General features: G+C 67.8%; 15 protein-coding genes. 3 read left to right on the top strand and 12 right to left on the bottom strand.

Annotated features, from left to right (window positions below):
- The first annotated feature begins 24 nt into the window (after positions 1 to 24).
- Together nucS and D4739_RS12260 are read left to right on the top strand one after the other, a co-directional pair.
- Positions 25 to 714 (top strand): endonuclease NucS, encoded by a 690-nt coding sequence (nucS, locus tag D4739_RS12265; RefSeq protein ID WP_120060883.1) that lies wholly within the window; start codon positions 25 to 27, stop codon positions 712 to 714.
- Positions 714 to 1,250: a DUF952 domain-containing protein gene (locus tag D4739_RS12260; protein ID WP_120060882.1), complete on the top strand. Its 537-nt coding sequence runs from the start codon at positions 714 to 716 to the stop codon at positions 1,248 to 1,250. Before nucS ends, D4739_RS12260 begins: the two co-directional genes overlap by 1 nt.
- On the opposite strand, the gene D4739_RS12255 is transcribed toward D4739_RS12260, so the two are convergent.
- From D4739_RS12255 to D4739_RS12240, 5 genes are all read right to left on the bottom strand, one after another.
- Positions 1,240 to 2,160: an FAD-dependent oxidoreductase gene (locus tag D4739_RS12255; RefSeq protein ID WP_120060881.1), complete on the bottom strand. Its 921-nt coding sequence runs from the start codon at positions 2,158 to 2,160 to the stop codon at positions 1,240 to 1,242. The two genes, D4739_RS12260 and D4739_RS12255, sit on opposite strands and share 11 nt — an antisense overlap.
- Before the next feature lie 29 nt (positions 2,161 to 2,189).
- Complete coding sequence (locus D4739_RS12250) at positions 2,190 to 2,714, bottom strand: ferritin (protein ID WP_120060880.1); 525 nt, start codon at positions 2,712 to 2,714, stop codon at positions 2,190 to 2,192.
- A 110-nt stretch (positions 2,715 to 2,824) separates the two neighbouring features.
- Positions 2,825 to 2,998, bottom strand: coding sequence for a hypothetical protein (locus D4739_RS16915; protein ID WP_182920503.1), 174 nt, complete (start codon positions 2,996 to 2,998; stop codon positions 2,825 to 2,827).
- An 80-nt stretch (positions 2,999 to 3,078) separates the two neighbouring features.
- Entirely contained in the window at positions 3,079 to 5,073 is a 1,995-nt protein-coding gene (locus D4739_RS12245) for a protein meaA (RefSeq protein WP_120060879.1), read from the bottom strand.
- Positions 5,074 to 5,129: 56 nt separating this feature from the next.
- Positions 5,130 to 5,450, bottom strand: coding sequence for an STAS domain-containing protein (locus D4739_RS12240; protein WP_120060878.1), 321 nt, complete (start codon positions 5,448 to 5,450; stop codon positions 5,130 to 5,132).
- A 98-nt stretch (positions 5,451 to 5,548) separates the two neighbouring features.
- Between D4739_RS12240 and D4739_RS12235 the strand changes: the two genes are divergently transcribed.
- Positions 5,549 to 6,148 carry a cob(I)yrinic acid a,c-diamide adenosyltransferase gene (locus D4739_RS12235; protein ID WP_120060877.1) on the top strand — a complete coding sequence of 200 codons (600 nt, stop codon included), beginning with the start codon at positions 5,549 to 5,551 and terminating at the stop codon, positions 6,146 to 6,148.
- Here the strand turns inward: D4739_RS12235 and D4739_RS12230 are convergent.
- The 7 genes from D4739_RS12230 to atpA form a co-directional block, all read right to left on the bottom strand.
- Complete coding sequence (locus tag D4739_RS12230; protein WP_220699285.1) at positions 6,133 to 6,429, bottom strand: Rdx family protein; 297 nt, start codon at positions 6,427 to 6,429, stop codon at positions 6,133 to 6,135. The genes D4739_RS12235 and D4739_RS12230 overlap by 16 nt on opposite strands.
- Complete coding sequence (locus tag D4739_RS12225) at positions 6,429 to 7,313, bottom strand: catalase family peroxidase (protein ID WP_120060876.1); 885 nt, start codon at positions 7,311 to 7,313, stop codon at positions 6,429 to 6,431. Before D4739_RS12225 ends, D4739_RS12230 begins: the two co-directional genes overlap by 1 nt.
- A 17-nt stretch (positions 7,314 to 7,330) precedes the next feature.
- Entirely contained in the window at positions 7,331 to 7,768 is a 438-nt protein-coding gene (locus tag D4739_RS12220; protein WP_120060875.1) for a DUF2550 domain-containing protein, read from the bottom strand.
- An 89-nt stretch (positions 7,769 to 7,857) separates the two neighbouring features.
- Entirely contained in the window at positions 7,858 to 8,250 is a 393-nt protein-coding gene (locus tag D4739_RS12215; protein WP_120060874.1) for a F0F1 ATP synthase subunit epsilon, read from the bottom strand.
- Entirely contained in the window at positions 8,250 to 9,704 is a 1,455-nt protein-coding gene (atpD, locus tag D4739_RS12210) for a F0F1 ATP synthase subunit beta (RefSeq protein ID WP_120060873.1), read from the bottom strand. The genes D4739_RS12215 and atpD overlap by 1 nt, the downstream gene beginning before the upstream one ends.
- Before the next feature lie 5 nt (positions 9,705 to 9,709).
- Positions 9,710 to 10,612 carry a F0F1 ATP synthase subunit gamma gene (locus tag D4739_RS12205; RefSeq protein WP_120060872.1) on the bottom strand — a complete coding sequence of 301 codons (903 nt, stop codon included), beginning with the start codon at positions 10,610 to 10,612 and terminating at the stop codon, positions 9,710 to 9,712.
- Between the two features lie 4 nt (positions 10,613 to 10,616).
- Positions 10,617 to 12,260 carry a F0F1 ATP synthase subunit alpha gene (atpA, locus tag D4739_RS12200; protein ID WP_120060871.1) on the bottom strand — a complete coding sequence of 548 codons (1,644 nt, stop codon included), beginning with the start codon at positions 12,258 to 12,260 and terminating at the stop codon, positions 10,617 to 10,619.
- Positions 12,261 to 12,299: the final 39 nt, after the last annotated feature.

The following is a 12,299-nucleotide window of genomic DNA, read 5'->3' as shown; positions in this document are numbered from 1 at the left end:
TGACCGCCCGATACGCTTCCTCGCGTGAGACTCGTCGTTGCTCGATGCCAGGTGGACTACGCCGGTCGCCTCTCTGCCCACCTCCCCCTCGCGACCCGCGTGCTGATGATCAAGGCCGACGGATCGGTGCTGGTGCACAGCGACGGGGGCTCGTACAAGCCGCTGAACTGGATGAGCCCGCCGTGCTCCGTGCGCGAGGGCACCACGGACGACGGCGCGATCGAGTGGACGGTCACCTCGAAGGCAACGAGCAAGGGCGAGCCGGACACGCTGCGGATCCTGATCGAGGAGATCCACCACGACTCGGCGCACGAGCTCGGCATCGACCCCGGCCTGCAGAAGGACGGCGTCGAGAAGCACCTCCAGGAGCTCCTCGCCGACCACCCGGCGACGCTCGGCGAGGGACTCACGCTGGTACGCCGCGAGTTCCCGACCGCCATCGGACCGGTGGACCTGATGTGCCGGGATGCCAACGGCCAGTCCGTTGCCGTCGAGATCAAGCGGCGCGGCGAGATCGACGGAGTCGAGCAGCTGACCCGCTACCTCGAACTGCTCAACCGCGACCCGCTCCTCTCGCCCGTGCGCGGCATCTTCGCCGCTCAGGAGATCAAGCCGCAGGCGCGTGTCCTTGCCGAGGACCGCGGGATCTTCTGTGCGGTCGTCGACTACGACGGTCTCCGCGGGCTCGACGACCCGACGGCCCGACTGTTCTGATGCTGATCTTCCACATCGCTGAGCGATCACGCTGGCAAGCCGCCAAGCTCGCCGGTTCCTACGCCCAGTCGACACTCGGCCAGACCCTCGAAGAGGTCGGCTTCCTGCACGCCTCCCGCGCCGACCAGTGGGAGGACGTGCGGGCCCGCTACTACGCCGACGTCCGTCAGCCGCTCGTGCTGCTGGTGATCGACACCGACCTGCTGACTGCGCCCTGGAGCGAGGACCCGGTCACGGCCGACGGCGTGGAGACGACGTACCCGCACATCCACGGACCGCTGAACCCCTCGGCCGTCGTCGAGGAGCGCCCGCTCACGTCGACCGCGCCGCCCACGCAGTCGTTCTTCCGCCTCTTCTTCGGAGAGGTGGCCTACCGCATGATCGCGGCACTGGTCGTGATGGTGGTGGTCGTGGTCGTCCACAGCGTGCTGCGGCACGAGACGACGCCTGCCATCGCACTTCTGGGGACTGTCGGCGCGGCCGTCGGCATCATCCTTGCCGCGGTCGCCCTGAAGGGCAGCTTCCTCAAGAGCTGACGAGCGCCGCGACCTCGTCCGCGGTGCCCCACGCCAGTGTGACGCCAGCACCGCCGTGGCCGTAGCAGTGGACGACATCGCCGACGCGCTCCACCCGGACGGCGGGCCGGACCGGCCTCAGCCCGACGCGGTGGCCGAGCACGGTGGCGCGGCTCAGCCCGGGCACCAGGCGCGAGGCGCGCCGCAGGATCTCCTGAGCAGTGACGGGCGACGGCGTGCGGCTCCAATCGCCCTCGACGTCCGTGCCGCCGACAACGATGTCCGCGGACCGCGGCACGATGTACGTCGGTCCCTCGGGGTCCAGCCACCAGCGATCGAGCCCGATCTGGGCCACGCGCACCACCTGCCCGCTCACCGGCACCACCGAGCGGTCATTTCCGAGCAATCGAGCCCCCAGCCCGGAGCAGTTCACCACCACCTGGGCTCCACCCGGCTCCACCGGCGGTAGCCCGGCGAGGTTCATCCGGGTGATCGTGCCGCCGAGGTCCTCGACCCGTTTCGTCAGCCAGCGCAGGAAGAACGGCATCTCGACGACCGGCGTCACGAAGGTCCACCCGTCGGCGCAACCCTCGGGGAGCGCCGTCTCGCGATCCAGCGAGGACGGCATCGCCGCGCGCCACCAGGGATCCTGCTGGCGCTCCCGGTGCACCTCCGTGCCCGTGACCATGCGGACCCCGGCCTCAGGGTCGCCGGCGAGCCCGACGTACTCGGCGTACGACACGGCTGCCCATGCCGTCACGCGGTCCTGCGGAAACGCGCGGTACGGGTACCAGAACGCGGCGGCGACCGCACTGGTCGTCTCCAGCGGCAGGTCCCGGGCGACGATGTCGACCCGATGACCCGACTCCAGGAGCCGGACCGCGCAGGTCAGCCCGACCACCCCTGCCCCGACCACGATCACGCGTGCCATGACGGCACGCTAGCGCGGATTGTCCGGGGTCAGGCGCCAGCGGCGCGCGGAGCGGTCGGGTCGACCCCTTCGCCACCCTGCTCGCGCACGACGTACGCCTCGATGTTGTTGATGTTGTCGAGGTTGCGGCCGACAACAGTGAGGAGGTCGCTCATCGTCGCCATTTCCTCGACCTGCTCCTTGATGAACCAGCCCATGAACTGCTCGGAGGCGAAGTCGAACTCGTCACGGGTGATCCGGATCAGCTCGTTGATCTGGGCAGTGACGCGCTTCTCCTGCTCGAGTGCCAGGGCCACCGGGGCGACGATGTCGTCGAAGGTGGAGATCGCGGCCGGGACCGCGGGGATCGTGACGTCGGCGTCGGTGTCGAGGAGGTACTGCACCATCATCATGGCGTGGTCGCGCTCCTCGAGCGCCTGGCCGTAGAAGAAGGCGGCCATCTGCGGCATCGTCTGCGCGTCGTAGTAGATCGCGCACGCAAGGTACTGGTTGTGGGCAGCGAGCTCGTTGCCGATCTGGGCGTTGAGCTGCTCGACGAAGCGCTGGGCGGCCATGGGGTGTCTCCTCGTGGTCTGTACTGCGGGCAGATCGCCCGGATCCGCAAACGCTAGCGGTTCACTGGGACAACGCAACCAAGGCAGGACTGCCTTGCTTGACAGATCACCTAGGCGGCCTTCTTGCCGACCTTGACCAGCTTGCGCTTGTGGACGGTGTAGCCGGACGGCATGGTGCCCTCCTTCAGCATGCGGATGGGGCAACGCCCACACCGGCTCTTGCTGAGGCAGCACTCCTTCTTGGGCATGCAGCCCTTGCCTGACTTCGACTTCTTCTTGCCCACGTTCCGAAGGTAGCACCTACTAAGGCAAGGCTTACCTGAAAGGTTGCGAGCGTCACAGACGCTGGACAACCTGCTCCACGTCAGTCGAGGTCGTTGGCCTTGCGGATCACGTCGACGATGCCGCCCATGATCTCCGTCAGGCCGAAGTCCTTCGGGGTGTAGACGGCGGCCACGCCGAGCTCGATCAGCTTCTTGCCGTCAGACTCGGGGATGATGCCGCCGACGATCACCGGGATGTCGCCGACACCCGCGGCCTTGAGGCCGTCGAGCACCGTCGGAACCAGCTCCATGTGCGATCCGGAGAGGATCGACAGGCCGACGCAGTGGACGTCCTCCGCCACAGCGGCGGCGACGATCTGCTCGGGCGTCAGGCGGATGCCCTGGTAGATGACCTCGAAGCCGGCGTCGCGGGCGCGCACGGCGACCTGCTCGGCGCCGTTGGAGTGTCCGTCCAGGCCGGGCTTGCCGACCAGGAGGCGCAGGCGGCCGCCCAGCTCGTCACCGGTGGCCTTGACCCGGTCGCGGACAGCGGTCAGCTCGGTGCCGGCCTCGGCAACACCGACTGCGCCGGAGACACCGGTCGGGGCACGGAACTCGCCGAAGACCTCACGCAGCGTGCCGGCCCACTCGCCGGTGGTGGCACCGGCCCGGGCGGCGGCCAGAGTGGCCTCCATGAGGTTCTTGTCCGTCTTGGCGTCTGCCGCGAGCTGAGCGAGAGCTTCGGTGACAGCAGTCTCGTCGCGCTGCTCCTTCCAGGCGCGGACGGACTCGATCGCGGCCTCTTCCGCCTTCGGGTCGGCGGTCATGATCGCCTCGTCAAGGTTGGCGGTCAGCGGTGACGGCTCGGTGGTCTCGAACTTGTTGACGCCGACGATGATCTCCTCGCCGGCCTCGATCTTGGCGCGGCGAGCCGCGTGGCTCGAGACGAGGTTGGACTTCATGTAGCCGGACTCGACCGCAGGGATCGCGCCGCCCATGGCCTGCACGCGGTCCATCTCGGCCTTGGCGCCCTCGACCAGCTCGGCGACCTTGGCAGCGATGACGTGCGAGCCGTCAAAGATGTCGTCGTACTCGAGCAGGTCGGACTCGAAGGCCAGGACCTGCTGGAGGCGCAGCGACCACTGCTGGTCCCATGGACGCGGGAGGCCGAGGGCCTCGTTCCACGCGGGGAGCTGGATGGCGCGGGCGCGGGCGTTCTTGGACAGCGAGACGCCGAGCATCTCCAGCACGATGCGCTGGACGTTGTTCTCCGGCTGCGCCTCGGTCAGGCCGAGCGAGTTGACCTGGACGCCGTAGCGGAAGCGGCGCATCTTCGGGTCCTGCACGCCGTAGCGCTCGCGGGTGATCTCGTCCCACAGCTGGTTGAAGGCCCGCATCTTGCAGGTCTCCTCGACGAAGCGCACACCGGCGTTGACGAAGAAGGAGATGCGACCGACGGTCTTCTCGAAGTCGTCCTCGGAGACCTGGCCGGCGGCCTTGACCGCGTCGAGCACCGCGATGGCGGTGGTCAGCGAGTAGGCGAGCTCCTGCACGGGCGTCGCGCCGGCCTCCTGCAGGTGGTAGCTGCAGATGTTGATCGGGTTCCACTTGGGGATGTTGTTGACCGTGTAGGCGATCATGTCGCTGATCAGGCGCAGGGAGTGCTGCGGCGGGAACACGTACGTCCCGCGCGACAGGTACTCCTTGATGATGTCGTTCTGGGTGGTGCCGGCCAGCAGAGCGGCGACCTCGACCGGCTCCATGCCGGGGTTCTGCTCCTCGGCGGCGACCTGGTACATCGCGAGCAGCCACATGGCGGTCGCGTTGATGGTCATCGAGGTGTTCATCTCGGTGAGCGGGATGTCCTGGAAGAGACGGCGCATCTCACCCATGTGCGGGACCGGCACGCCGACCTTGCCGACCTCACCGCGCGAGAGCGGCGAATCGGGGTCGTAACCCGTCTGCGTGGGGAGGTCGAAGGCCACCGAAAGTCCGGTCTGACCCTTCGCGAGGTTCGTGCGGTACAACGCGTTCGACGCAGCGGCAGTCGAGTGACCGGCGTACGTGCGCATCACCCAGGGCTTGTCCTTGCTCATAAGCCGACAGCCTAGGGGAGACAGTGGCCTTGGTCACCGCATCTCGGGTGTGGCAATCACGACACCCGGCGGGTCTCCTCGAACTCCACCACGCGGGCAAGGCGCGAGATCGTGAACAGCCGGCGCACGGCAGGCGGGGCGGCGCGGAGGACGACCCGGCTCCCCCGGAGCGACGCATTGCGACTGGCGGCAGCGATCACACGCAGCCCGATGACGTCCGCCGAGGTCACCCGGCGCAGATCGACCACCACGATGCGCCCGGGCACCTCGATCAGGGCCTGCAGCGCGGACCGGACCTCACGGCTCGTGCGCGCGTCCACGGACCCGCTCAGCTCCAGGCTGTGCTCGTCCATCCCGTCATCCACGCCATCACCCATCTACGACTCCTTCGCGTTCCCCACGCTATCCCCGGTACCCGCTCCTGCACGGTATGACGCGTGGCGCGTCGGATCGGTTGCGTCGGTAGTCTCAGCGCATGGTCAATCTCACCCGGATCTACACGCGCACCGGCGACGCAGGCACCACCCGACTGGCCGACATGAGCGAAACCTCGAAGACCGACCTGCGTCTCGTGGCCTATGCCGACGTCGACGAGGCCAACGCCCAGATCGGTGTCGTCCTGGCCCACGCGGCCGGCTCCGCCGCGCTCGGGGACGATGTCGTCGCCGTCCTCACGCACATCCAGAACGACCTCTTCGACGTCGGCGCGGACCTCGGCACACCCGTCGTCCCCGACCCGGAGTACCCCGCTCTGCGCGTCGAGCAGGACTACATCGACCGGCTCGAGGGCTGGTGTGACCACTACAACGAGTCGTTGACCGCCTTGCGGTCCTTCATCCTCAACGGCGGCACGATCCCGGCCGCCCACCTGCACGTCGCGCGCACCGTCGTACGCCGTGCGGAGCGGGCCGGCTGGGCGGCGTACGCCGAGCACGGCGAGACCATGAACCTGTTGGCGATCAAGTACCTCAACCGGCTCTCGGACCTGCTGTTCATCCTGGCGCGGTACGCCAACCGTGAGAACGGGGATGTCCTCTGGGTCCCGGGCGGAGAGCGCAGTCAGTCCTCGGACTGATCCACCCGGTCCGCGTGGCCGAGGGACTTCTCCGGGGCGATCAGGTCGCGGACGCGGCGCTTGAGGTCGGTGATCTCCGGGAACCCACCGTCGCGCTTGCGGTTCCACACCGGCTCACCGGCGACATCGATCCGGAAGACTCCCCCGGTGGACGGCGCGAGGGCGACCTCACCGACTTCGTCCGCGAAGGTCGTCAGCAGCTCCCCGGCGTACCACTGGGCGCGCAGCAGCCACTTGCACTGGGTGCAGTAGGTGATGACGATCCGGGGTTCCGTCATCATCAGCCCATCCGGCGCGATGCCGACTCGGAGTACGCAGCTGCGCGGTAATGGAGGATCGGGTCGTTCGAGAGCTCGATGCCCGCCACGACACGGGTCGGGTCGAAGACCACGATCTCTCCCCCGGTCTCGCGTGCGGGGTCGGTGGCGGTGACCTCGACCGTGCCGGCGTCAATCACCCGGTCGCCCTTCCAGACCGACATGGGGTCGTGCGGATCGTCACCGGCCGACGCCACCGTCACCTGCAGGCGGTAGCGCACCGGGTGCTCGGCCAGCCGGGCCTCCATCTCGTCGAAGAGCCGGTTCTTGCCGGAGATCTTCGCTGATGGGCGCTCATCCTTCGCCGCAAGCGGCTCGAGCACATAACGCACCCACCGCTGCGTGCCGTCAGGAGCCGTCCACCGGTAGGCGTGCACCGGGTAGAACGTCGCCTCGGCGTAGGAGAACGGCGCGATGATCGCCTTGGCCTTGGCGTTGGCGAGGATCGCGCCGATCGCATCCCGGTGCCGACGCAGGAACCCGGGCACCTGGTGCGGCTTGCTGCTCTCGACCAGGTCCAGGAAGTCCTCGACCGTGCGCACAGGAAAGCGCGGAGCGGTCTGGCCGAGCAGGTCGGTCGCCGTGTCATCCGGGAGCCGGAACGAGACCGCCATGCCGCGTACGTCGGGAGCGCGGTCGCCGACTCCGGGGTGACCGCCGCCATTGGACCAGCGCACCCGCACCGGGACCGGCGCCTGGAAGTGGAGTGCGGCACAGAGCGCACCGGCCGCCGGGGTCGGTGTGAAGGTGCCGGTGTAGAAGCGCCCCTTGGCGTGCAGCGCCCGGTAGCCGGGGTGGCGGCCAAAGACGGCGTTGATCCGGTCTATCGCAACAGCAGGCTTCACCATGGCGTCAGGGTAGGCGGTCAGTGGATCTCGGCGCCGGGCGGCCCGGCCTCGAGCCAGGACTGGAAGCCGGTGAGCGAGGGCTGGCTCATGGCGAGCTCCACTCCACCGGTCGGCGTCGTGCACGACACGACCACGTGGTCGGGGTAGAGCGACATCGTCTCGATGCCCGCGGGCTCACGCCGCCCGGCGTACTCCATCGTCTTGCGGTGCCACACGTGCCGGGGCCGCGGGGAGACCGAGAAGATCCGGAACCACTCGAGCTCCTCGCCGGAGTACCGACCGATCCCGAGAACCCAACCGCGCCCGGCGACAACGTCGCGGGCGCGGTAGGCAAGCTCGAAGGTGCCGCCGTGGCGGGAGATCAGCCGACGGCGGATGACCAGGCAGAGACCGAAGCAGACGACCAGGAAGAGCCCAGCCACGAGCGCCTCAACGCCCCACTGCCACGCGGCCATCCATCCTCCCCACAAAGCGTCGACCCCGGTCGGTGGCGAAACTCTAGCGCCACACGACCGGGGTCGTTAAACAGGTGTCCAGGCGAAACTCAGGAAGCCTTCTCGACTGCCCGGATCCGTGCCTCGGCGCGGGTCACCGCAGCCGATGCCTCATCGCCGTGCTCGCCCGAGGCCTTCGCCCGCTCGAGGTCGTGACGCGCCTTCTCGAGGTCGATCTCGTGCGACATCTCAGCGTGCTCGGACAGGATCGAGACCCGGTTGTTGGCCACCGACAGGAAGCCAGCATCCACGGCCGCGACCCAGGTCTCACCCTCGTTGGTCTGGACGTCGACGACGCCATCGACCAGCAGGGAGAGCATCGGAGCGTGTCCGGGCAGGATGCCGACGTCGCCCTCGGTGGTGCGGGCGATGACCATCTTGGCCTCGCCCGACCACACGATGCGATCGGCGGCAACCAGCTCGACGTGAAGCTGACCAGCCATCAGAGCGAAGCCTGGATCTCGGCCCACTTGGCCTCGACGTCGTCAAGGCCACCACACATGAAGAAGGCCTGCTCGGCCACGTGGTCGTAGTCGCCGTCGCAGATCTTGTTGAAGGCGTCGATGGTGTCCGCGATCGGAACCGAGGAGCCTTCGATGCCGGTGAACTGCTTGGCGACGTAGGTGTTCTGCGACAGGAAGCGCTGGATCCGGCGAGCACGCGACACGATGGTCTTGTCCTCTTCGGAGAGCTCGTCGACACCGAGGATCGCGATGATGTCCTGGAGCTCCTTGTTGCGCTGCAGGATCTGCTTCACGCGCACCGCGCAGTCGTAGTGCGCCTGGCCGATGTACTGCGGGTCCAGGATGCGCGACGTCGACGTGAGCGGGTCCACGGCCGGGTAGATACCCAGCGAGGCGATCTCACGCGAGAGCTCGGTCGTGGCGTCCAGGTGCGCGAACGTCGCGGCCGGGGCCGGGTCGGTGTAGTCGTCAGCGGGGACGTAGATCGCCTGCATCGAAGTGATCGAGTGACCACGCGTCGAGGTGATCCGCTCCTGGAGCTGACCCATCTCGTCGGCAAGGTTCGGCTGGTAACCCACGGCGGACGGCATGCGGCCGAGCAGCGTGGAGACCTCGGAACCCGCCTGAGTGAAGCGGAAGATGTTGTCGACGAAGAGGAGCACGTCCTGCTTCTGGACGTCGCGGAAGTACTCCGCCATCGTCAGCGCAGACAGGGCCACGCGAAGACGCGTGCCCGGCGGCTCGTCCATCTGGCCGAAGACCAGGGCGACCTTGTCGAAGACGCCGGCCTCCTGCATCTCGACGACCAGGTCGTTGCCCTCACGGGTGCGCTCGCCGACACCGGCGAACACCGACACACCGCCGTGGTTCTTGGCGACGCGGGCGATCATCTCCTGGATCAGGACGGTCTTGCCGACACCGGCACCACCGAACAGGCCGATCTTGCCGCCGGTGACGTAGGGCGCCAGCAGGTCGATGACCTTGATGCCGGTCTCGAACATCTGGGTCTTGGACTCGAGCTGGTCGAAGGCCGGGGCCTTGCGGTGGATGCTCCAGCGCTCCTGGACGTCGAGGGTCTCGCCGTCCTCCAGGTTCATGCACTCACCGGTGGTGTTGAACACCTTGCCGAGAGTGACGTCGCCGACCGGAACCGTGATCGGGCCACCGGTGTCGCGCACCTGCGTGCCACGGACCAGGCCGTCGGTCGACTTCATGGAGATGGCGCGCACCATGCCGTCACCGATGTGCAGCGAGACCTCGAGCGTGAGCTCGGTGGTCTCGTCGCCCAGGGTGATGTCGGTCTTCAGCGCGTTGTAGATGGAAGGCATCGCGTCGGCCGGGAACTCGATGTCCACGACCGGGCCGATGACACGGGCGACGCGACCGACGCCCGCGGTGCCCGCGGTGGTGGTCTCTTCAACAGTGGCAGTCATGTCTCTCACTCACTCCCGGCGTTTGCATCGGCCAGCGCGTTGACGCCACCGACGATCTCGCTGATTTCCTGGGTAATGCCGGCCTGGCGGGCCTGGTTGGCGATTCGGGTGTACTTCTTGATCAGCTCTTCGGCGTTGTCCGTAGCGGACTTCATCGCCTTCTGACGGGCAGCCAGCTCGGAAGCAGCGGCCTGCAGGTGGGCGAAGAAGATCCGGCTCTGGACGTACTTCGGGAGCAGCGAGTCCAGCACCTCTGCGGGAGAGGGCTCGAACTCGTAGAGCGGCAGGAGCTCGTCGGCCTCAGGCGCCTCGGTGCCCTCGACGACCTCCAGCGGAAGCAGTCGAACGGTGTGGGGCTCCTGGAGCAGCATCGACTTGAACTGGGTGAACACGACGTGCACCTCGTCCACGCCGTCCTCATCGAGGAAGGTGTCGATCAGCGCCTGGCCGATCTCGGCGGCGATGTCGTAGGTCGGCTGGTCGGAGAAACCGGTCCAGACCCTGACCACCGGACGCTGGCGGAACTTGAAGTACGCCTCGCCCTTGCGGCCGCTGATGAAGGTGTCGACCTGCTTGCCCTCGGCCCGCAGCTTCTCCGCCAGGCGGTCCGCCTCCTTGAGCACGTTGCTCGCGTAGGCGCCCGCCAGTCCACGGTCGCTGGTCACGATCAGCACCGCGGCGCGCTTGGCGTCGGTCGGCTCGGTCGTGAGCGGGTGGTCGACGTTCGAGAACGACGCCACCGCGCTCACGGCACGGGTCAGCTCACGGGCATACGGCGCTGCCGCCTGTGCCCGGTTCTGCGCCTTGATGATGCGGGACGCAGCAATGAGCTCCATGGCGCGGGTGATCTTCTTCATCGACTGGGTCGACTTGATCTTCGCGCGGTACTCACGCAGCGATACGGCCATTGGTTCAGGCCTTCTTCTGCTTGACGATCTGCTCCTGCGCCACGTTCTCGTCCTCGAGGGCCTCGACAGACTCGGTGCCCGGCTTGATGGAGCCGCCGGCCGAGGTCTCGAACTGGCCCAGGAACGCGTCGTACGCCGCGATGAGCTGCGTCTCGGTGGAGTCCTCGAACTTCTGGGTCTCGCGGATGCCCGCGAGGATGCCCTCGTGGCTGCGGCCCAGGTAGTCGAGGAACTCGTGCTCGAACTTGATGACGTCCTCGACCGGGAGCGCGTCGAGGCGACCCGACGTGCCGAGCCAGAGCGACACGGTCATCTGCGGCAGCGGGTACGGCGAGTAGGCCGGCTGCTTCAGCAGCGCCATGAGGCGCTGACCGCGGGCCAGCTGCTGCTTCGACGCGGCGTCGAGGTCCGAGGCGAACATGGCGAACGCCTCCATCGCGCGGAACTGCGCGAGGTCGACCTTGAGCGAACCGGTGACCGCCTTCATCGCCTTGGTCATGGCCGCGCCACCGACACGCGAGACCGAGACACCGACGTCGATGGCCGGGCGCTGGTTGGCCGCGAACAGGTCCGACTGCAGGAAGATCTGTCCGTCGGTGATCGAGATGACGTTCGTCGGGATGAACGCCGAGACGTCGTTGGCCTTCGTCTCGATGATCGGCAGACCGGTCATCGAGCCAGCGCCGAGCTCGTCGGAGAGCTTCGCGCAACGCTCGAGCAGACGCGAGTGCAGGTAGAAGACGTCACCCGGGTAGGCCTCGCGGCCCGGCGGACGACGGAGCAGCAGCGACACGGCGCGGTAGGCCTCGGCCTGCTTCGTCAGGTCGTCGAACACGATGAGGACGTGCTTGCCCTGGTACATCCAGTGCTGGCCGATGGCCGAGCCGGTGTACGCAGCGAGGTACTTGAAACCAGCCGAGTCGGACGCCGGAGCCGCGACGATCGTCGTGTACTCCAGGGCGCCGGCCTCTTCGAGGGCGCCACGCACGGAGGCGATGGTCGAGCCCTTCTGGCCGATGGCGACGTAGATGCAGCGAACCTGCTTCGACGGGTCGCCGGTCTCCCAGTTCTGCTTCTGGTTGATGATCGTGTCGATCGCAACCGTGGTCTTGCCGGTGGCGCGGTCACCAATGATCAGCTGACGCTGGCCACGGCCGATCGGGGTCATCGAGTCGATGGCCTTGATGCCGGTGGCGAGCGGCTCGTGGACCGACTTGCGCTGCACGACGGTGGGAGCCTGGAGCTCGAGGGCGCGGCGGCCCTCGATGCCCGTGATCTCGCCGAGGCCGTCGATCGGCTTGCCGAGCGGGTCGACCACGCGGCCGAGGTAGCCCTCGCCGACGGGGACCGAGAGGATGTCGCCCGTGCGACGGACCGGCTGGCCCTCCTCGATCTTGTCGAAGTCACCGAGGACAACGGCACCGATCTCGCGGGTGTCGAGGTTCAGCGCGAGGCCGAGCGTGCCGTCCTCGAACTCGAGCAGCTCGTTGGCCATGGCCGACGGGAGGCCGCTGATGCGGGCGATGCCGTCTCCGGCCTCGGCTACGGTGCCGACTTCTTCCCGGCTCGCGGCCTCGGGCTTGTAGTCGGACACGAAGCGCTGCAGTGCGTCGCGGATCTCGTCCGGACGGATGGACAGCTCCGTCATTTGGTCTTCCTCACTCTTGGTCTGCTGCTCGAAAGTTCT

The organism is Nocardioides cavernaquae (assembly GCF_003600895.1).
Lineage (GTDB): Bacteria > Actinomycetota > Actinomycetes > Propionibacteriales > Nocardioidaceae > Nocardioides > Nocardioides cavernaquae.
The sequence above is the reverse complement of the archived record's forward strand: the minus strand, read 5'-3'. Positions and strand labels throughout refer to the sequence as shown.

Coding starts and splice junctions, on each gene's coding strand:
- D4739_RS12260 (WP_120060882.1), top strand. CDS start 714: ATGCTGATCTTCCACATCGCTGAGCGATCACGCTGGCAAGCCGCCAAG.
- D4739_RS12255 (WP_120060881.1), bottom strand. CDS start 2,160: ATGGCACGCGTGATCGTGGTCGGGGCAGGGGTGGTCGGGCTGACCTGC.
- D4739_RS12250 (WP_120060880.1), bottom strand. CDS start 2,714: ATGGCCGCCCAGCGCTTCGTCGAGCAGCTCAACGCCCAGATCGGCAAC.
- D4739_RS12245 (WP_120060879.1), bottom strand. CDS start 5,073: ATGAGCAAGGACAAGCCCTGGGTGATGCGCACGTACGCCGGTCACTCG.
- D4739_RS12240 (WP_120060878.1), bottom strand. CDS start 5,450: ATGGGTGATGGCGTGGATGACGGGATGGACGAGCACAGCCTGGAGCTG.
- D4739_RS12235 (WP_120060877.1), top strand. CDS start 5,549: ATGGTCAATCTCACCCGGATCTACACGCGCACCGGCGACGCAGGCACC.
- D4739_RS12230 (WP_220699285.1), bottom strand. CDS start 6,429: ATGATGACGGAACCCCGGATCGTCATCACCTACTGCACCCAGTGCAAG.
- D4739_RS12225 (WP_120060876.1), bottom strand. CDS start 7,313: ATGGTGAAGCCTGCTGTTGCGATAGACCGGATCAACGCCGTCTTTGGC.
- D4739_RS12220 (WP_120060875.1), bottom strand. CDS start 7,768: ATGGCCGCGTGGCAGTGGGGCGTTGAGGCGCTCGTGGCTGGGCTCTTC.
- D4739_RS12215 (WP_120060874.1), bottom strand. CDS start 8,250: ATGGCTGGTCAGCTTCACGTCGAGCTGGTTGCCGCCGATCGCATCGTG.
- atpD (WP_120060873.1), bottom strand. CDS start 9,704: ATGACTGCCACTGTTGAAGAGACCACCACCGCGGGCACCGCGGGCGTC.
- D4739_RS12205 (WP_120060872.1), bottom strand. CDS start 10,612: ATGGCCGTATCGCTGCGTGAGTACCGCGCGAAGATCAAGTCGACCCAG.
- atpA (WP_120060871.1), bottom strand. CDS start 12,260: ATGACGGAGCTGTCCATCCGTCCGGACGAGATCCGCGACGCACTGCAG.